Genomic DNA, 19,536 nt, shown 5'->3' on the forward strand with positions numbered 1-19,536 from the left:
CTGCTGAATTTCTATAAAAATATTAACGCTAATAATCATATTAAATTAATTACATAAACTAACAATCATCAATTATGAACAATGACATTTCCAGGCAATTTGCCTTTTGGATTTTATTTTTTGGATTTTTCTTCGGAATACACAATAGTTATTCACAAACCGGAACTGTATCGGTTGATTTTAAAAATTCATCTCCACAAAAAATTATTGATAACCTAAAATCCCGCACTCCTTATCAATTTGTGTATCAAAAGGATCTTGATTTGAGTTTACCGCTTATTACGCTTAAAAAAGACAATGTTTCGATAGACGAAATTTTAAGTGATTTACAAAACATGACGAACTTAAATTTTAGAAGAAATGAAAATAATATAGCCGTAAATAGTAAAGACGCGGCCAAAAAAAAAAAGAAAGGAAAAATAACTGGTAAAGTAGTAGATGTCAACGGACTTTCATTACCGGGAGCTAATATCAAAGTGGCTCAGCTAAGTTTAGGGACACAATCTGACATTGATGGTAATTATGTTTTAGAACTTGAACCGGGCGAATATACTATTGAAATTAGTGTTATATCATTTCAGACCCAAAAGATTACAGGAGTAAGGGTAAATGAAGGAATGGAAACTCCATTAGTAGTTTCCTTAAAAGAAGATGCACAATCGCTTAATGAGGTAATTATTGTTCAGGATTATAAAAAAGCAACAGCATCTGTTCAGGGAATGTTATTACAGCAAAAAAAAGCAGCTCAATTCTCTGATGGAATTTCATCAGAACAAATTGCAAGAACTCCGGATAAAGATGTAGGAAGTGCATTAAAACGTATCACGGGCGTAACAACAGTAGGCGATAAATATGTTGTGGTGCGTTCTATGGCAGAAAGATGGAATCAGGCTGTTATGGACGGAATAACATTGCCAAGTACTGATGCTTATCAGCAAAATTTTTCATTTGACATTATTCCTACCGCGATTGTTGAAAGTATTGTAGTCAGTAAATCTGCAACTCCGGATATGTATGCCAATTTTGCCGGAGGTTATGTTGAGGTTAAAACGATGGATATCCCGAAAGAAAATTTCACCAATTTCTCTATTAGTACTTCTTACAATAGCAGAAGTGCTTTTAAAGAAAGGCTGACCAAACAAGAAGGTGATCACGATTATCTGGGTTTTGATGACGGAACACGCAATTATCCCGGCCGTATTAGCGGACTAGAAAAACCTACAAACGAAGCCGAATCAGGACCTTTTATTGAGCATTCAAAACAATTTACTCAGGATAATTTCACGACTTATAAAACATATGGTGCGCCGGGAACTACGCTTCAATTTGGTATTGGGCGAAATTATAAATTAAACAATGATAACAAATGGGGATTTGTAGGTTCGTTAATTTTTAAAAATACACAGGAAAAATTAGATATTGAACATACAGAAAGAGGTAATTATAAAAGTAATTCACAGTTTTTAGCAGAAACAAAAGGGGCACCATATTCTACTTTTACAAAATATGGGTTTAAAAACTCAGGCGCTAATTATAATTTTAATTCGACTTTGGGCGGAATGTTTAATGCCGCAATACAATTGGGAAACCATAAAATTACTAGTCGTAATACGGTAATGCATATTTACAACAATCAATTGAACCAAATTTCTGGTTGGGACAATGCTCAAGAGACTGCGGATATCTTGAGCGGTAACGATCTGGGTTCTGTAGACGAATCTAATTATCCGGTTTACACGACTTTTATTCAGAATAAAATTGAAGGAAATCACAAATTCAACAAATTAGAGATCAATTGGTACGGTGCTTACGGGAACGTGACAAAGGATACAAAAGACGCGACATTTTTAGAAATTATGAAGCAAAAAGTGGGAGATGATGAATTGCTTTATTATACGGTTTATAATGAAGGAACAAGATTGCCGTTTAGCAGAAGTAATTTTACAAATGATGAGGTTGATTATAATGCTGCCATTAATTTTAAATATTCTTTTGATTTTAATGATTCCTTTACAAATGATATTAAGGCAGGATATTTTGGAACCTATAAAAAAGCAACCAATCAGCAGGAATCTTCAAAATTAGTTACAGTTGGTCAAACGACTGACAGAGCAAATATTTACGAACCGCTGACACAATTTTTAGACGGATCAAATTATTATTACGGTGGTTTTGGGTGGCAGAATTTTGGAATTTATGGCAATAAATATGTTGGGGACGTAAAAGTACATTCACCATTTTTAATGCTCGATAATAAAATGAGCCGCTTTGTCAGACTGGTTTGGGGTGTTAGGGCGGAAAGTTATATGTATACACAAATTGAAAGCCAGTCTGAAACTCCGGACGGATTTTCTGAAATTCAGGGCGATGATAAAGTGTGGCAATTTCTGCCATCTGCAAGTTTAATTGTTAGTCCTACCAATAAAATGAATGTACGACTTGGTTACAATAAGTCGGTTTTAAGACCTCAGTTTGCAGAGCGTTTGACAATTCCGTATTACGACCCCATTCGTTCTGCTAAAATTTATAATTATACAGGAGGATTAATTTCGAGTATTGCCAATAATTATGATTTAAAATTAGAATGGTTTCCTTCTGGCGGAGAGATTTTATCTTTTGGCGTATATCATAAAAATATCGATGATCCCATTGAATCTGTTGGTTATTTGAATCCGTCAGGAGTTAGGGATATCTATAATATCAATTCAAGCAACGCCAAACTTTGGGGCGTAGAATTAGAGTTTTATAAAAGCCTTTCTTTTTTAGGCGAAGGCGAGATTTTAAAAGACTTATTTATTTACGGAAACGCCTCTGTAAACGATACAAAAGTTACTTCATATGTCAATTTAGATGGAACAGGCGGACTTTATGAAGCTAACAGGCCACTTTACGGACAATCACCTTATACGTATAATTTAGGTTTGGATTATGTAGGCGAACGTTTAGAATTCAGCTTGAGGCACAATGCAATAGGAGATCAATATATACTTGTTGGTTTTGAGTATTTTGCTGAGGAAATTCGTAAACCTTATGCTGTAACAGACGCTCAGGTGAGTTACAAATTTTTTAAGGAAAGAAATCTGGAATTAAAATGCAGTATGAAAAATATGTTTGATGCCGGTATAGAAACGTATAACAATGCTAACAGTTACAGTAAAATTGAAGATGTGCCTGAAGGAACAAATCCAAGAGCGAGATTTAGTCTGGGAGCCGGAGCAACTACAAAATTTGATCAGGATCTTGACAGAGAAGTATTCAAAGCCAAAAACGGAAGAACAATAAGTGTATCAATCAATTATTCATTTTAAGATTGATAATTACTGCGGTTTATTCTAAATCCAATTCAAATGACGGGATATATTAAGAAACCGTTAACAATAAAAAAAGACATGATATTTTGGTTTTTCAAAAGCTAATGTATGTAGTTATAAGTATCAGATTTGATTTTTGTTTAGTGCATTAAATAAAAATGTAAAAATGAACTTTAAGATGTTCTTTTAAAATTTAGTATTTGAAGTTCTTCTTTATAAGATAGAAATTTTAAAAGAATGGAAAGAAAACCTTTTCACTGCGTTAAAAAAAACCTATGAGTAAAAAGATGGAATTATAGGTATAAACCCCGATGGTAAAGCGGGATCGTTTATTGAAAAAGATCTTTACCAAAAAAAGAGAAAGACCTAAGGAAAGATATTTTGCTGCTCTCTCCAAAGGCCTAGTTTGTAATAGCAGCAAATATAGCATTAATAAAATTATTATGAAAAAATTTTTTCTATGTGCAATGATAGCTCTGGCTGTGAGCTCTTGCCAAAATGATGATTCATCTGCTGATTCTTCTTTTTCAATGAAAGCTTCTGGTGCTGATTACACAGGATATCCTGCAACAGTACAAACTGTAAGTGGCGATATTACAACAAACACAACCTGGACAAGCGATAAAGTTTGGGAAATTAACGGAGTTGTACGTGTAAAATCCGGAGCTACATTAACAATTCAGGCAGGTACATTTATTAAAGCGAAACCATTAGCAGCAGGAGTTGCCACAGGAGTTCTTGTAATTACTAAAACAGGTAAGATCGATGCTCAGGGAACTGCAACAGCACCGGTTATTTTTACAAGTTATAATTTATTAGATGGCAGCGCAGGAACAGTAGCTACTCCGGGAGATTTTGGAGGACTGGTTGTTTTGGGTGATGCTCAGGTAAATAACGGTTCAGTTACTAATATTGTCGAAGGATTAGGAGATCAGCCAACTGTTTCTGATTTTTATTACGGAGGTTCAAACAACGCTCACAACGGTGGAGCTTTAAATTATGTTCGTATCGAGTTTGCAGGACGTATTTTAGATGCTGCAACAGGAGTTGAGATCAACGGATTAACTTTAGGAGGTGTTGGTTCAGGTACTGTAATCGATCACGTTCAGGTTTCATACGGAAGAGATGATTCATTTGAATTTTTTGGAGGAACAGTAAATGCTTCACATTTAGTTTCTTTTGCACCGGATGATGACAATTTTGATTTTGATCTTGGTTATACAGGAACAATAACAAAAGCTATCGCAATTGCCGACAGTAATTCTACACATAGTTTAAGCGGAGGAAATCCGGATTCTAATGGTATTGAGTTAGATAACAACGCTACAGGAACCGTTACAGCACTTATTACACGTCCTGTAATCAATCAGTTATCCATCATTGGTGTAAGCTCAACTACAGTAGCAGATTTATATGAAAATGCTATTCACGTTCGCAGAGCAGGTAACATAAGCCTTACAGATGTTACAGTTACAGGATACAACAAAGGAGTTAATTTTGAGTCTCCATCATTACCAAGTGGTTCTACTTATTCTAAAGTTTCTATTCATGGTTTTGATAATGTAGCATTACCTGCAGGTACAACTTTTACAGGAATTGGTACTGCAACTTCTACGGCAAACCCGGCTACAAAATGGGCTTTGACACAACCATTCTTTAATGATGGTCCGTTGAATTTAGCAGGAGCTACAGGAGCATTCAAAACAGAAGCTACGTGGACAAACACTTGGACTAAGTTTACAAATTTTTAATATTGGTTAATAAAAATTTACATGGGCAGACTATTTCTGCCCATGTTTTTAAAAAATAAAAAAAATGAAAAAAATTATACTTTTTATATTTGTTTTGGTTACTTCAATCTCATCAGCGCAGGTGACTGTTTGGGAGGATGATTTTGATGATGCAGATTTGTCTGACTGGACTTTACTGGACAGGGATGGAGATGGAATAAACTGGATTGCCAGAAAAAACATCAACCTTGATGAAAGCGGAAGCGCAATTGTAGATGGTGAATACAGCATTTTAGGAAATTATCTAATGGATCTTAATGATCTTAGCACCGTAGTTCGTTTAGTAGAAAACTGGGCGATTACACCGGCAATTGATTTATCACAGCAATCCGGCAAAAACGTGCAGCTTATTCTAAATGCGCAAACCAGTATTTATGATACCAATCAGGATTTATTAGTATATGGTTCTACCTCAACAGATCCGGATACATTTACACTTTTAGGCACTGTTAATTTACAAAGACAAACAGAACTTGACGCCGAGTTTAAAGATTACAGCGTAGATATTTCTCAATTTGCAGGCGAAGCAGTCGTTTATTTAGCCGTATCAAACGTAGCAGATGAAAACCTGAACTTTATAGGTTTTGAAATCGATAAAGTTTCAGTGGTAGCAGGAGGAAATTTAGGAACAGGCGATAATATCCTTGATAAAAATGTTTCATTCCTGAAGCAAAATCCAGTAAAAGAAAATTTAGAACTACAACTAGCAGCGCAGTTTCAGGATGATAAAACCTCTTTGAAAATTTATAATGCAGCAGGAAATCTTGTAAAAGAAACAAATTACAGCGAAAATATTGCTTTAGACAATTTACCGCAGGGATTATATTTTCTGTTAATAACTAACGATACCAATTCACAAACAATAAAATTTATTAAAAAGTAAAAAAAGGGCAGCCAATTTTATTTTATATAAAATAGCTGCCTTAATAAAAAATATCATATGAAAAATAAGATTACAAAAGCATTTTTCCTTTCCGTTATACTGGCCATTTTTGGTTCTTGTACAAATGATGAATTAACGCCTTATTATGATCAGAGAAAAAGAGAAATTGGCAAAGTCGCGATACACGGTTACAACGCTTTAAACGACTCTATTCAAATGACGGTAAACGGCAAATTGATTGAGATAGGCAAGGATAAAAACAATACAGCTTTCGTAAAAAAAATAGAAAAAGATTATGATTTTGTTTTTTTTAATGATGAGGTAAAAACGTTGGTAATTACCAATAAAAAAACCAGCCAAATTCTGGGAACGTACCTTTTTACAAACCAGACACCAAGTAGTGCTTTGTATTTTTATGCTAAGGAAGATTTATATATAGATGACGTTTCATTTTTAAAAGCAGGCACATTAACCCAAACCGGAACTGCAGGTTTTAAGTTTCTGTTTCCATCATTAAATAAATATTCCGGCAGCAGTTATCAGGGAACACTAGACGGAATTATTACAAAAAGCAACGGTCAGGTTTTAGGCACCGTAAAAAATATCAGTAAAGATGCTCCAAGTGATTTTATCGAATTTCCGTTTAGCACTCCGGCAGCTATAAAAATGGAACTGGTAAAACACGGCACGAAGGAATCTTATATTACAGGTCAAAAAGTTATTGTGGCATTAACCATGACAAACAATAAATCAAAACAAATTATTCTTGAAGAAAAACAAGATGCAAACGGAAAGTTTTCCGGAGTGGAAGGCGTAATCAATTTAGCCGATTTTTTTACTTTTTAATCCGTTAATTGTCAGGATTCAGGAATCAATATTTTTTTGGAAACAAAAATTAAAAAATGAAATACTTAAATTATAGCCCAATATTTATTTTTCTTTTATTGTCTTTTTTAATCCTTTCCTGTGAAAGTGATGATGCACCAACAATTTATAAAGAAAATTCAAATGAATATGTAAACGATTGGATGTACCAGCAAATGAAAAAATATTATCGCTGGAGCGCAACAATGCCGGCTCAGGGTAATTTATCGGTAAAGCCAAAAGAGTATTTTAAAAATTTATTGCAAAAAGAAGATATTTATTCTTACGCCATACATCCTGAATTGCCTGAAACCGCGCCACAAAGCCTCAGACGAAGCTTTGGGTTTGATGTATCTTTTGTTGAATTTGAAGGGAAATATTATGGTGTAATACTATATGTTTTAGCAGATTCTCCTGCTAAAAATAGTGGTTTGCAAAGAGGTCAGCTGATAACTAAAATCGACGGAACATTTTTGGCTGCGGGAAATTACGACCAATTGTATAAAAATATGATTGGTGCGCAAAAGCTAAACCTGCAAACGACTTTATATTCTTCAAAATCCGGTTTTTCTGCTCTCAGGGAAGTTTCCTTATTGCAGGGATTTAGTTTTTTACAGCCCATTTCGTATCAGGTTATTTCAGATAAAAATACTAAGATTGGCTATGTTGAAATTCCGCATTTTGATGTAGGTCAGGCGCAACAATTTCTGCAGATTTTTCAGGAATTAAAAAGCAAATCCATCACAGAACTTGTATTAGATTTAAGATATAATGGAGGAGGAGATATCGCATCTGCAACAGCATTAAGCAGTATTCTGGCGCCAAATATTAAATCAACAGATGTTTTTATAAAATTTGAAGGAAATGCAAATGGAGGCAATGTCGACCAGACATTTGACCAGGCTTTAAAAAGCAATGAATCAAAAATAACGTTTGATGCTTTGCGAAGTGCTCATCCGTCAATAAACCGAATCTATATATTATGCGGAAACAGGACCGCATCAGCATCAGAACTTATAATTAATAATCTGAAACCTTATACAAATGTTATCGCTCTTGGCGAAAAAACTTTTGGGAAAGACGTTGCCGGATTTCCTATAGAAGATGATCGAATTGCGGGAACTAAAGGCTGGATATTGTATCCATCAATATATAAGTTGTTTAATTCCAGACATGAAGGTGATTATTCTAAAGGAATAAGTCCCAATATTTATGCAAAAGAACTTCAGGAATTAGAAGTTTTTCCTCTAGGCAATCGTTCAGAAATTTTGTTAAGCGAAGCATTAGGAAACATATCCGGAACTACAAGTAAAATGAAGGTTACAAATTTACGATTTCATTCTCCGTCTAAAATCGATATAGATGCAGATCCAATGTTACGTTTTAATCCCTAATAATTTTTTAGAATCTTAGTCAATATTACTGTTATTATGCAAGGAATAAATTCTAAAGAGCATCGGATCTTGCTAAACGCATTTCATAAATTCGAACATCTTTCTACTATTTATAAAAATAAAATTGAAGAAGCGGAAGATGCCAGAACGCGAAAAGCCATGGAAGAACTAGATGCTCTATATGATAAGTTTAAGTTACTATATGCTGAACTAGAAAGATGCACAAAAGCATATGAGATCAAAAAAAAATCAACGAGAAGCATTATTAACAGCAACATCAGGAAAATGAATCCAGTTGTACAAAAAAAAAGCAATTTGTCACGTTGAATTTGTAATCTCACATTATTTTCAATTTAAAAGATGATATTAATATAAAAAGGCGAATAAAAATTCCATATTCACATTGATTTTGGCTTAAATCAGAAACTTCTTACCTATACTTATTCTGGATTATCTGTTTTGAGAAAAAGAATTATTGTGCTGATTATTAAATACTTATGAATAATTCATCGTGGTATAAATCTTGATTTTTAACATATCTTTTTTTTAAATTTTATAATAAGTCTAATTTCGGTTTGTCCTTTTCAGGACCTAACTATTTAAAACCGAAATTATGAAGAATCAATTACATGCTATTTTTAAAAGAGGCAAATTTTGCCTTTTAACAGGGATCTTTTTTGTCCTTTTGACCTCAAATTTATATGCGCAGCGAGGTTATTATGATGCACCCTATAAAAGGTATGAAGCCAATCTGGGTCAATTGTCTAATGGAGCCACAACTACTTCAAAATCATACGTTCAGGCTGATCTTCAATCTGAAGCTACAGATCAGCAATGCGTAAACATGTCTGCAACAAATGCCACAATTCAATGGAATCTTACTGAAGCGGCAGACGGACTTGTAGTTCGTTATAGCGTTCCTGACGGACAAACAGCGACTTTAGGTGTGTATAACGGAAACACAAAAATTACAACTATTACATTGACTTCGACCTGGTCGTGGGAATATTTGTGGAGCAACGGAAATCCTAATAATGGAGGAATTACAAATCAAAATCCAAGAATGCGATTTGATGAAGTACGCTACAAACTTCCCTCCAAAATTGCAGCATCGGGAACCTTAAAACTGGTGAGAGAAACGGGGAATATTCATTTGGATTTTGCAGAAATGGAACCTGTTCCGGCAATTGTTACAGCTCCTTCCGGTTCAGTAACTTATACCGGAAACGGAAATGATCTTCAAACCTTTATTGATGCTAATGGCGGTAAAAAAATATTTGTGCCAAGTGGTGTTTTCAACGTAAATCGCGAATTGTATTTTGGTTCGGCAAACACTTCATTAATTGGTGCCGGAATGTGGTATACTCAAATTAATTTCACCAATACAAGCAGCGGTAATGGCGGATTACGCGCAAATGCAAGCAATATTTCATTTGCAGATCTTTACTTAACAACTAATTCAGCATCCAGAAGTAATTCATACAAAGCGATAAATGGAGTTTTTACAGCCACTTCAACCATAAAAAATATTTGGGCAGAACATTTTGAATGTGGTGCCTGGATTGCCCAATACAATGTGGGAGGTCCGGCTATTGCCGATGGATTTACATTATCACATTGCCGTTTTAGAAATAATTATGCAGATGGAATCAATCTTTGCAAAGGAACTGCAAATGCTATTGTAGAACATTGCAGTTTTAGAAATAACGGCGATGATGATCAGGCAATTTGGTCCGCTGACGGTCTGGAATGTATCAATAATACTTTTAGATACAATACATCTGAAAATTGCTGGCGTGCCACAGGTTTAGCGATTTATGGCGGGAAAAATAACAAAGCCTACAATTTAATTATAAAAGACAATCTGGAAGCCGGGATCAGAGTTAGTAATAATTTCCCCGGAGCGCCATTTAACAATGATGGAAGCCATGAAATACACGATATTACGATAACCTCATGCGGAACCTTTAATGACACGTATAACAATCCGGTGGCGGCAGTAGATATTTTTAGTGCCAGTAATGCAGGAACTCAGGTTAAAAATGTTCAGCTTTATAATATTGATATTTTAGATTCAAGAAATGATGCTATTTCGATAAGCAAAAGGGGAGGAGACGGAATTTACAATCTGACTTTTAAAAATATAACCGTTAACGGAACCGGTAAAGAATATCCAAATAATAATGCACTTAATAGAAATTGGGGCAGAGGATTTTTTGTACTTATAGGAGGTTCTCCAAGCGGAAACGGAACATATTGCAATATGAATTACTCCAATAGAGGCGGTAATGCAACAAATAATGAAGAATTAAGTGCAATTGGTACGTTTTCATGGACACAAAGCTCAAATTGTTCTACCACGTCAATTCCAGTAACAGGAATTACACTTTCACCAGCAACGGCGACTTTAAGCGTGGGCGGAACACAGCAATTGACACCAACTGTTGCTCCGGCAAATGCAACAAACAAAACAGTAAGTTATAGTTCTAATAATACCGGCGTAGCAACGGTAAATGGATCAGGTTTAGTTGCTGCTATTGCTTCAGGATCTGCTACTATTACGGTCACAACTCAGGACGGCAACAAAATAGCAACTGCTGTAATCACTGTAAATTCATCAAATGTAGCTGTTACAAGTGTGAGTTTGAGCCCTGCAACTGCGACTTTAAGCGTAGGCGCAACACAACATTTAACGCCAACAGTTTTACCAAATAATGCAAGCAATAAATCGGTTAGTTATGCTTCAAACAATACAGGAGTTGCAACCGTGAATTCTTCAGGTTTAGTAACCGCAATAGCAAACGGAACAGCAACAATCACAGTAACAACCCAAGACGGAAATAAAACCAGTACAGCTTTAATTACCGTTAATACTGCAACAGGCAACTACTTTACCATTAAAAACAAATGGACGAACAACTATTTATATGATGCGGGAGCAAATGTAGGTTATGGTGCAAGTATTGCCAATAATAATTACAAATGGGAAAAAGTAGCCATTGATGCCACTTATTTTGTTCTGAAAAATGTTGGTACGGGAGAGATAATGCATATTGAAAACTTAACAGGCGCGGTACAATGTACTGCAGGACAAACAACCTGGTATAGTGCACAATGGTCAAACGAAAATGTTGATGGTACCTGGGTAAGAATTAAAAACAGATGGCAAACCGGAAGCATGATTCATATCGAAAACCTCAATGGATCTGCGCAATATGCAGGAGCTCAAAACAATTGGGAAAGCGCACAATGGCAATTTCAAACCACATCGACATCAAAAAGAATTGAAACTATTACAGAAGTAAATGCCGAAAACAACGCTTTCATAGGTATTTATCCGAATCCGGCAATTAACAATGAATTCAATATTGTATTTCCGGAATTGAAAGCGGGAGATATCGCCACAATAACCATTACTGATATAAACGGAAGAGAGGTTTTGGTAAATAAACTAAACTCTTCTTCAACAATCAATCATAATTTAGCAGCAGGAATATATGTTGTAACAATTAGTTCAAATGTATTTAATGTTTCTAAAAAAGTGATTGTCAAGTAATCAATATTAGAAATTTAAATAAATTAAAAAAAAACCAGTGAAGTTAATTTCACTGGTTTTTTCAATTATAAAATAAGTTCTTGTAATTGAAAATATGTTCTGCCAAAATCCTTCTTTATTATTTACTCAATCAATCAATTAATTAATTGTTTTAAAGGAAGCGTAACTGTAAATTCTGCTCCATTATCTTTTTCACCTGTTGCAGTAATTGTTCCATGGTGTCGTATGGCAATTTTTCGGCAAAGTGCAAGGCCCAGGCCGTTTCCTTCATAGTCATCTTTTGAATGTAATCTTTCAAATGCTGAAAATATCCTTTCAGCATACGCAGCATCCATTCCAATACCATTATCTTTAATTACAATTTGTACAGCATCTTTTCCTTCAATAATTGTTTTAGAACAGGTTATTACCACTCTGGGAGGTTCACTTGCTTTAGAAAATTTTAATGCATTTTGCATCAGGTTATAAAAAAGCTGGCTGATGAGAATAGGAACTCCTTCAATTTCAGGAAGATCGCAACCAACAAGTATGGCGCCTTTTTCCTTAATAACAAGTTCCAGATCTATTTTTATATTTTCAATAACTGCGTTAAGATCTATTGGTTGAACAGGCTGTGTATTTTTACCAACAGTTGAGTAGGAGAGGATTCCCTCTATAAGATTTTGCATTCTTTGGGCAGAATGATCTATTTTTTGAAAATACTTTTTACAATTGTCATTATAATCAATATTTTTTTCATCCCGCAAAATGTTATTGTACATTTTAATTTTTCGAACAGGCTCTCTCAGATCATGACTTACAACATTTGCAAAATGCAAAAGATCATCATTAGATCTCCTCAGTTCCTCGGTACTGCTGACAACCTGTTTTTTTAATTCTTCCTCAAATTCGCGCTGCTCAGAAATATCCTGAATTATTCCGATAATAGTAGTTGGCTTTCCATTTTCGTCTTTGATAACTTCGCCTCTAATTTTCACCCACTTAATAGTATGGTCTTTATTTATAATGCGCGTTTGGCAACCTATTTTTGCCGTTATAAGAGCATTTTCATATTCTTTTTTGAGCATGACGAGATCATCCTGATGTATCTTTTCGATCAGTTCCTCATTGGAAGCATCTGTGCTAATGGATAAAATAGAATTGAAACTTCCGGATGTTTGTAGTTTTTTTGTCGTCAGGTCTATTTCGTAAGTTCCCAGATCAGATGTATCAATGGCCATTTTAAGCCTTTCCTCTGAGCTTTTTATTTTTTGTTGTGCCACATACAGATCAGTAACATCTGTACCGGTGTTCATTACTCCATAAATAATTCCTTCCGCATTAATAAGCGGTATAAAACTATAATTGAAATAATGTGTAGTCATTATTCCGTCTATAACCAGGTCCACTCGTTTAATTTTACCATGAAAAGGCATGCCGGTTTTTAGAACATCGGTAGCCTCTTTAAAAAAATCTTCATTTTTGATTTCCGGCAATACATCCAGGTATTTTTTTCCTATTACCTGATCGCCTTTTCCCCAGGTCTTTATCATAGCAGCATTTGCAAGCTCTATTTTAAGTTCATTTCCTGAGTAAACTGCTATGGGCAACGGCGTATTATTAACTATATCATTTAAGAGCCCTATATTTAAGTACATAGTATTGTGATTTAGTTTTGTTTTGAAACTATTTTATTTATATGTATAACTTTATGATACATATAAATATATGTAATATCTGAATGAGTTATTGTCAGAAAAAAATGCTGTTGGTTTAATTAAATCTGTTAATTCCATTCTTAGTTTTTTAATTAACTATTATTTTCAATTAGAAAAAAAATTCTGCAAGTAATTAAAATAGTCAACGTTACTAAGCTAAGTTAATAAATTAAAAAACATTTTGTTTAATATTTATCTTAAATACTTAAACAATTTTAAATCTTTAACAATTATGTATCGCAATATTTTGATTTACATAAAAAATAATTTTTTAGAGAATAATAATTAATAATAAAAATCTCATTTGATTATATCCCTTTCATTTTCTCACCACATTATTACAATGTTCAGATGCTATTTATGTAAAATACAAAATCAACATTTGTGCTATTTTGAAAAGTGATTCTGATACATTTATCAAACCTGTGTTTCATTCAATAAAAATTGACTGATGTACTTACAGTTTGTACTTTTGCCGTTATGAATGATAATTTTATAAATGAATATTTCGGGATAGGAATACAAAATGGTAAAACGCCTGAAAATTTGGGTGTTTTATGGCGATCTGCTCAAAACTTAGGCGCTACTTTTATATTTACCATAGGAAATCGATATGCCAAACAAGCCAGTGATACTCATGATGCGGTAAAGTCAATTCCGTATTTTCATTATGATACTTTTGAAGTTTTTTTTGAAAACTTACCTAAAGGAGCGCGATTAGTTGGTGTTGAATTAGACGATAAAGCTTCGGACTTAGAGACTTTTGAACATCCAAGACGTTGTGTTTATTTATTAGGAGCAGAGGATCATGGGTTATCCAAAAAAGTAATGGATAAATGCCATCATTTAGTGAAATTCAAATCAGTAAAAAGCTTAAATGTAGCTGTGGCAGGAACTATTATTATGTACGACAGAAATTTGCCCAAACCACGATCTTAAAACAAAAACGTAGTTTATTTTCTGACTTCTGCAAATTATATCTTTAAAAAAAAAGTGTTCGGTTACTGAACACTTTTTTTGGTTTAATAGTTACAAATCTTAACTTATTAATGATTTTTATAAGACAGAAGGATCTAGATTTTTCCACGTCTTTGTAAACCTTCAATAAAATCTTTTGCAAAATCAGCAGGATGAAGCGCATATCCTAAATGTCCTCCCGGAACAGATAAAACTTCGGTTCCAAATTGTTTTGCAAGATTTGTAACAGGCCATGCAGGCATTGTATGAACAGAATCTCTTCCTACGCAAAAAAGGATTTTGTCTTTGTTTTCTTCTAATTTACCAGTATCAAAATCAGTCGATGGATATTGTCTCATTTCATGCTGAAACCAGTATTTTGTATTTGGCGTTTCAGAACCTTTTCCGCCGCGCATCAATTCTCCATCTTGTGTTCCGGAAATAAGATCATCTACAAATTTATTTTTTGCAGGGCCTTCACCTTCTTTAGTGTAAATATCATAAATTTCTTGAACAGTGGCTTTCCATTTATCAACATCAGGAAGATATTTTAAAGCTGTTGGCTCATGTGGAATCAATGCTTTAATAATTTCCGGATGAAGCGTCATCAACTGAAGTGAAACCAAAGCTCCTGAACTGCTTGCAAATACAAAAGCAGGTTCAGTTGTAAAAAGTTTTATTAAACTTGCCGCATCATTGGCATCCGTATCTATTCTGTGGCTATAGTCTTGTTCTCCAATAAGTTTTGAGCCTGAAAATCCTCTTCGGTCATATGTAACTACCGTAAACGTTTTTGATAATATTTCGCGAATAGGCGTAAAGATAAAATGATCTCCATTTGCACCCGGAATCATTAATAAAACAGGACCTTCTCCTTTAGTTTCATAATACAATTCAGCTCCTGAAACTTTTAATATGCCTGTTTTTACACCTTCGATTGGTTGTTTATTAGTATCCATTTCTTTCTATTTTAGGGTTATAAATTCAATAATTTTTCTACATTCAAATGCCCGATTTTAGCTTTGTCTTCTTCAGAAATTGGAGCATTTTTAAGAAAATATCCTGTTTCATTTTTTATCAGATAGGGATAATCTCCAGCATAAATAATATGATCGGCGCCCATTTGTGCAATTGCAAATTTTAGTTGTACTTCAGAGAAAATTCCGCTTGGCGTTATGTAAACATTCTCTTTATAATAGTCTGAAATATTGCGTTTCAAATGTGTCATTTCCTGATAAAGTGTTTCATCTAATCTTTCCAGAAAAAAAGGAACAAATTCTCCCCAGTGTCCGGAAATCAGTTTAAGATTAGGCAATTTGTCAAAAACACCTGAAAGAATCATTCTTAAAACATGAATTCCGCTATCCATGTGCCAGCCAAATCCTGCTGCCGGAAAAACTCCGTTCACTAATTTTGACCAATTTTCATTTTTAAAATAATGATCTGCAACACCTTTGTCAATAATTCCGGGATGCAAATAAACAGGCACATTCAATTCAGCTGCTTTTTCAAAAATTGGAAAGAATTCCGGTTCATCAAAGAAATTCCCCTGAAAAGTTCCTGCTAATAAAGCTCCTTTAAATCCCAGAATTTTTACGGCACGTTCTAATTCTGCAGCCGCTGCAATAGGATCAGCAACCGGCAAAGTAGCAAAACCTGCAAATCGGGTTGGGTTCTGTTTGATCAATTGAGCTAATTCATCATTGGCTTCTGCACAAAGTTCAACAGCAATCTTTGGATCTGCAATTCCCTGTGGACTTCCGCTTCCGTAAGAAATGACCTGCATGTCAATACCGCTTTCATCCATAAATTTAAGTCTGCGTGCGCCAACATCTTCAATATCATCATTTGTTGGTAAATAATGTTTTATTAATTCTTGAATATCTTTATCAACATCTGCATTTTTACGCTGAAATTGTTTCATTTTTGCGCTTATTTTCGGAGAGCTGAAATGTTCTTCTATCGTGATAATTTTCATTTTTTTTAATTTTAAGAGTTCAGCCAATTTTCTGATTCCTGATACAATTTTGTTACTGTTTCGGGTTTATCAATTCCTGGTAAATTAACATTTACATCATAACCACTTTTGCTTAAAGCATAAGACATATTAGCATAACTTGGTCTGAATTTGGCAATTTCATCTTTTGGGATCAGGATTCCGTCCGATGGAGAAACGGGTATTAAAGCATCTTTTTCATAAATGCCTTCCATAGAAATGATTGCCCATTTATCGTTTATTTTCTGAGTTTTATACAATAGTTTTACATCAGAGCTTAATTCTAATAAATGTCCCTGAATCACCATTCTCATCTGGATCGTTGCCATTGTAATTGCAACCGCTTTATCATTATTAATCCATACTAAAGTGTCAAATAATTTATGTGGGGCATACGTTTCCATTTTGCTTGATGCAGCTACAAATTCATGTCCGGAACCTTTAAACCATGAAATTGTTACGGTCGAATTTTCTGCAAAACATTTCTTCATTTCTTCCCATTGCGCATTGTCTCTGCAAAAACGTTCGAACTCGATTAATTCTTTGATACTGAATTTATCAATTACGCTTTGAGCAGTATTGAGTTCAGGTTTTTTTAATAATATTTTCATGATCCTAAAAATTTATGTTTGAATCCCAGTTTGTTTTCTGATGATTTATAGTACAAAATTAGGACGATATAAAAACCTGTGCATTGACAAATGTCAAAATCGTTACTTTGATTTTAATCGGCTTAAAGTTTCCTGAGAAATTCCCAGATAGGTAGCCACAACTCTGTTGGAAAGGCGTCTAATATAATGAGGTTGTTCTTTTAAAAGTTTTTCGTAGCGCTCTTTGGCAGACAAAGTGACCAAATCTTCGATTCTGCTATTTTGAAAAGCAAACGCTAATTCTAAGTTTTTTCTGTAGAATAATGCCCAACTTGGAATTTCGTCCAAAAGCATAAAAAAATCAGTCTGAGAGATTGACAGTAGTTCAGAATCTTCTAAGGCATCAATATATTCAAGAGAAGGTTTTTGAGTAATAAAACTGGTAAGTGCTGTTACAGGAGTATTGTCAAAAGAAATTAATCGTGTTTTTTCCAGACCTTCTTTTGTTACATAATAGGTACGCATACAACCTTTTTCTAAAAAATAATAATGAGAACAAATTTCCCCCTGAGATAAAATAATTGTATTTCTTTTTACCTTATAAGTATTAATGCAAGACATTATTCTATCCATGTCCTTCTTATTAACTTTGGCTAATTCAGTAATAAAATCTTTAAATATATCTGTCATAAGAATAATTTGTATTGATGTGCTTAACAATAATTTTTATAATTATTTAAGCAATTAGATACCTATAAATATAAAACAAATTTAATTCCTGAAGAATATAAAAGTAAGAAAAATAACCGTTTTATTAAAAAGATAAAAGTTTTCAATGCTACGCAGAAAGCCAAATATTTTTTTGAGTAACTTATTAATAAATATTTTACAATAGATATTGCTATTATTTTTTCCTAACGGATATAAACTCACTCGATAATGATGCTTATATTTGGAATTGTAAATAATAACAATGGTAACTATGAAGAAAATCGGATTTTTATCGTTTGGGCATTGGGCAGATCATCCTTCCTATAAAGCTCGTACGGCAAGCGATACACTGCTTCAGTCTATAGATTTGGCCGTTGCCGCAGAGGAAATTGGTTTAGATGGTGCTTATTTTAGAGTACATCATTTTGCCAGACAGCTGGCATCGCCTTTTCCTTTACTTTCTGCCATCGGTGCTAAAACGAGTAAAATAGAGATTGGGACAGGTGTAATTGATATGCGGTATGAAAACCCTTTATATATGGTAGAAGATGCCAGTGCCGCGGACTTAATTTCAGAGGGACGTTTGCAATTAGGGATTAGCAGGGGATCGCCGGAGCAGGTCGTTGATGGCTGGCGTGCTTTTGGTTATGAGCCTATACAAGGTGACACAGATGCTGATATGGGACGCAAAAAAGCGTTAGAGTTTTTAGATAAGCTTCGTGGTGTGGGATTTGCCGAACCAAACCCGTATCCCATGTTTCCTAATCCGCCTGGATTATTGCGCCTTGAGCCACATTCTGAAGGATTACGAGACAGGATCTGGTGGGGAGCTGCATCAAATGCTACCGCTATTTGGGCAGCCGAAAACGGAATGCACCTGCAAAGTTCTACACTAAAATATGACGAAAACGGAAAACCGTTCCATATCCAGCAGGCAGAACAGATTAGATTGTACAAAGAAGCCTGGAAAAAAGCGGGACATCAACATGAACCACGCGTTTCAGTAAGTCGTTCCATTTTTGCACTGGTCAATGATCAGGACAGATATTACTTTGGAGATCAAGGTAAAGGATCTGATAGTTTTGGAAATATAGAAAGTGATAAACGCGCAATTTTCGGAAAGAGTTATGCTGCTGAACCGGATAAGCTTATCGCAGAGTTGGCGCAGGATGAAGCTATTCAGGAAGCTGATACGCTGTTGCTGACTATACCTAATACTTTGGGCGTTGAGTACAATATACATGTACTTTCGGCGATTCTGGAATATATTGCCCCGGAAATGGGTTGGCGTTAAAATTTTTTACAGCAAATACAAAAAGCCTCCTCTTTATGGGAGGCTTTTTGTATTTACTTGATTTCTAAATTTCAAGCTGCTGGGAATTGTGTAACATCCTGTTGAAATTAAATACTTTATAACCTCCTGTCATTTGTATCTTTAATGGTAAATAAAAAACTATTAAATAATCAAAAAAAAACAAGTTATGGCAGAAATTAAAATTGAGAAAAAAAAGGCAATATGGCCATGGATTGTATTGGTCCTGTTGCTCTCAGCAGTTATATATTATATCTTTTTGAGAGATAATGACGCACAAAGTCAAAATACTGTAGAAATTGAAAACACTACAAGTACAGACAATACGACTAATTAACCAGCGAATATGCAGGAATAAAAATAGCTCTTTCGTCAGCTTTTGAAATTTGTTAACATAACGTGTTGTGTTTAAAATAAGTTTATAAAGTTATCATCGTGATTTTTATTGCGGCAATAGAAGTGAAGGACTATAAAG

At 34.3% G+C, this 19,536-nt stretch carries 15 protein-coding genes; 10 read left to right on the plus strand and 5 right to left on the minus strand.

All coding sequences use genetic code 11. The features are described from left to right. Nucleotides 1-74: 74 nt before the first annotated feature. The 7 genes from ACHRVX_RS05570 (at nucleotide 75) to ACHRVX_RS05600 (ending at nucleotide 11,798) form a co-directional block, all read left to right on the plus strand. Nucleotides 75-3,308 (plus strand): TonB-dependent receptor domain-containing protein, encoded by a 3,234-nt coding sequence (locus ACHRVX_RS05570; RefSeq protein WP_395330057.1) that lies wholly within the window; start codon nucleotides 75-77, stop codon nucleotides 3,306-3,308. A gap of 446 nt (nucleotides 3,309-3,754) precedes the next feature. Beyond that, nucleotides 3,755-5,062 (plus strand): hypothetical protein, encoded by a 1,308-nt coding sequence (locus ACHRVX_RS05575; RefSeq protein ID WP_395330060.1) that lies wholly within the window; start codon nucleotides 3,755-3,757, stop codon nucleotides 5,060-5,062. A 64-nt stretch (nucleotides 5,063-5,126) separates the two neighbouring features. Beyond that, nucleotides 5,127-5,984 (plus strand): T9SS type A sorting domain-containing protein, encoded by an 858-nt coding sequence (locus ACHRVX_RS05580; RefSeq protein ID WP_395330062.1) that lies wholly within the window; start codon nucleotides 5,127-5,129, stop codon nucleotides 5,982-5,984. A gap of 57 nt (nucleotides 5,985-6,041) precedes the next feature. Continuing rightward, complete coding sequence (locus tag ACHRVX_RS05585) at nucleotides 6,042-6,830, plus strand: hypothetical protein (RefSeq protein ID WP_395330065.1); 789 nt, start codon at nucleotides 6,042-6,044, stop codon at nucleotides 6,828-6,830. A 56-nt stretch (nucleotides 6,831-6,886) separates the two neighbouring features. Beyond that, the gene (locus tag ACHRVX_RS05590) at nucleotides 6,887-8,242 is read left to right on the plus strand and encodes a S41 family peptidase (RefSeq protein ID WP_395330068.1); all 1,356 of its coding nucleotides are present in this window, start codon (nucleotides 6,887-6,889) and stop codon (nucleotides 8,240-8,242) included. 69 nt (nucleotides 8,243-8,311) lie between these two features. Beyond that, on the plus strand, nucleotides 8,312-8,569 hold the full coding sequence (locus ACHRVX_RS05595; RefSeq protein ID WP_395330071.1) for a hypothetical protein: 258 nt from the start codon (nucleotides 8,312-8,314) through the stop codon (nucleotides 8,567-8,569). A 286-nt stretch (nucleotides 8,570-8,855) separates the two neighbouring features. Next, nucleotides 8,856-11,798 carry an Ig-like domain-containing protein gene (locus ACHRVX_RS05600; protein ID WP_395330074.1) on the plus strand — a complete coding sequence of 981 codons (2,943 nt, stop codon included), beginning with the start codon at nucleotides 8,856-8,858 and terminating at the stop codon, nucleotides 11,796-11,798. A 134-nt stretch (nucleotides 11,799-11,932) separates the two neighbouring features. Here ACHRVX_RS05600 and ACHRVX_RS05605 read toward each other — a convergent pair whose 3' ends face one another. Beyond that, nucleotides 11,933-13,435, minus strand: a complete 1,503-nt coding sequence (locus tag ACHRVX_RS05605; RefSeq protein ID WP_395330076.1) for an ATP-binding protein — start codon at nucleotides 13,433-13,435, stop codon at nucleotides 11,933-11,935. A 540-nt stretch (nucleotides 13,436-13,975) separates the two neighbouring features. On the opposite strand from ACHRVX_RS05605, the gene ACHRVX_RS05610 reads away from it, so the two are divergent. Next, nucleotides 13,976-14,434 (plus strand): RNA methyltransferase, encoded by a 459-nt coding sequence (locus ACHRVX_RS05610; RefSeq protein WP_395330285.1) that lies wholly within the window; start codon nucleotides 13,976-13,978, stop codon nucleotides 14,432-14,434. 134 nt (nucleotides 14,435-14,568) lie between these two features. Here the strand turns inward: ACHRVX_RS05610 and ACHRVX_RS05615 are convergent, their stop codons facing one another. From ACHRVX_RS05615 to ACHRVX_RS05630, 4 genes are all read right to left on the minus strand, one after another. After that, nucleotides 14,569-15,411 carry an alpha/beta fold hydrolase gene (locus ACHRVX_RS05615; RefSeq protein ID WP_395330079.1) on the minus strand — a complete coding sequence of 281 codons (843 nt, stop codon included), beginning with the start codon at nucleotides 15,409-15,411 and terminating at the stop codon, nucleotides 14,569-14,571. Between the two features lie 17 nt (nucleotides 15,412-15,428). After that, complete coding sequence (locus ACHRVX_RS05620) at nucleotides 15,429-16,430, minus strand: amidohydrolase family protein (protein ID WP_395330081.1); 1,002 nt, start codon at nucleotides 16,428-16,430, stop codon at nucleotides 15,429-15,431. Nucleotides 16,431-16,441: 11 nt separating this feature from the next. Beyond that, a complete protein-coding gene (locus ACHRVX_RS05625) occupies nucleotides 16,442-17,059 on the minus strand; it encodes a hypothetical protein (RefSeq protein WP_395330083.1) in 618 nt (205 codons plus the stop codon). A gap of 102 nt (nucleotides 17,060-17,161) precedes the next feature. Continuing rightward, nucleotides 17,162-17,728 (minus strand): Crp/Fnr family transcriptional regulator, encoded by a 567-nt coding sequence (locus ACHRVX_RS05630; protein WP_395330085.1) that lies wholly within the window; start codon nucleotides 17,726-17,728, stop codon nucleotides 17,162-17,164. A 292-nt stretch (nucleotides 17,729-18,020) separates the two neighbouring features. Here ACHRVX_RS05630 and ACHRVX_RS05635 point away from each other — a divergent pair, with 292 nt between their 5' ends. Further along, nucleotides 18,021-19,043 carry an LLM class flavin-dependent oxidoreductase gene (locus ACHRVX_RS05635; protein ID WP_395330088.1) on the plus strand — a complete coding sequence of 341 codons (1,023 nt, stop codon included), beginning with the start codon at nucleotides 18,021-18,023 and terminating at the stop codon, nucleotides 19,041-19,043. A 187-nt stretch (nucleotides 19,044-19,230) separates the two neighbouring features. Continuing rightward, entirely contained in the window at nucleotides 19,231-19,398 is a 168-nt protein-coding gene (locus tag ACHRVX_RS05640) for a hypothetical protein (protein ID WP_395330091.1), read from the plus strand. Nucleotides 19,399-19,536 lie beyond the last annotated feature (138 nt).

It is taken from the genome of Flavobacterium sp. FlaQc-47 (assembly GCF_044006475.1).
In the GTDB taxonomy this organism is placed as follows: Bacteria; Bacteroidota; Bacteroidia; order Flavobacteriales; family Flavobacteriaceae; genus Flavobacterium.

Coding starts and splice junctions, on each gene's coding strand:
- ACHRVX_RS05570 (WP_395330057.1), top strand. CDS start 75: ATGAACAATGACATTTCCAGGCAATTTGCCTTTTGGATTTTATTTTTT.
- ACHRVX_RS05575 (WP_395330060.1), top strand. CDS start 3,755: ATGAAAAAATTTTTTCTATGTGCAATGATAGCTCTGGCTGTGAGCTCT.
- ACHRVX_RS05580 (WP_395330062.1), top strand. CDS start 5,127: ATGAAAAAAATTATACTTTTTATATTTGTTTTGGTTACTTCAATCTCA.
- ACHRVX_RS05585 (WP_395330065.1), top strand. CDS start 6,042: ATGAAAAATAAGATTACAAAAGCATTTTTCCTTTCCGTTATACTGGCC.
- ACHRVX_RS05590 (WP_395330068.1), top strand. CDS start 6,887: ATGAAATACTTAAATTATAGCCCAATATTTATTTTTCTTTTATTGTCT.
- ACHRVX_RS05600 (WP_395330074.1), top strand. CDS start 8,856: ATGAAGAATCAATTACATGCTATTTTTAAAAGAGGCAAATTTTGCCTT.
- ACHRVX_RS05605 (WP_395330076.1), bottom strand. CDS start 13,435: ATGTACTTAAATATAGGGCTCTTAAATGATATAGTTAATAATACGCCG.
- ACHRVX_RS05610 (WP_395330285.1), top strand. CDS start 13,976: ATGAATGATAATTTTATAAATGAATATTTCGGGATAGGAATACAAAAT.
- ACHRVX_RS05615 (WP_395330079.1), bottom strand. CDS start 15,411: ATGGATACTAATAAACAACCAATCGAAGGTGTAAAAACAGGCATATTA.
- ACHRVX_RS05620 (WP_395330081.1), bottom strand. CDS start 16,430: ATGAAAATTATCACGATAGAAGAACATTTCAGCTCTCCGAAAATAAGC.
- ACHRVX_RS05625 (WP_395330083.1), bottom strand. CDS start 17,059: ATGAAAATATTATTAAAAAAACCTGAACTCAATACTGCTCAAAGCGTA.
- ACHRVX_RS05630 (WP_395330085.1), bottom strand. CDS start 17,728: ATGACAGATATATTTAAAGATTTTATTACTGAATTAGCCAAAGTTAAT.
- ACHRVX_RS05635 (WP_395330088.1), top strand. CDS start 18,021: ATGAAGAAAATCGGATTTTTATCGTTTGGGCATTGGGCAGATCATCCT.
- ACHRVX_RS05640 (WP_395330091.1), top strand. CDS start 19,231: ATGGCAGAAATTAAAATTGAGAAAAAAAAGGCAATATGGCCATGGATT.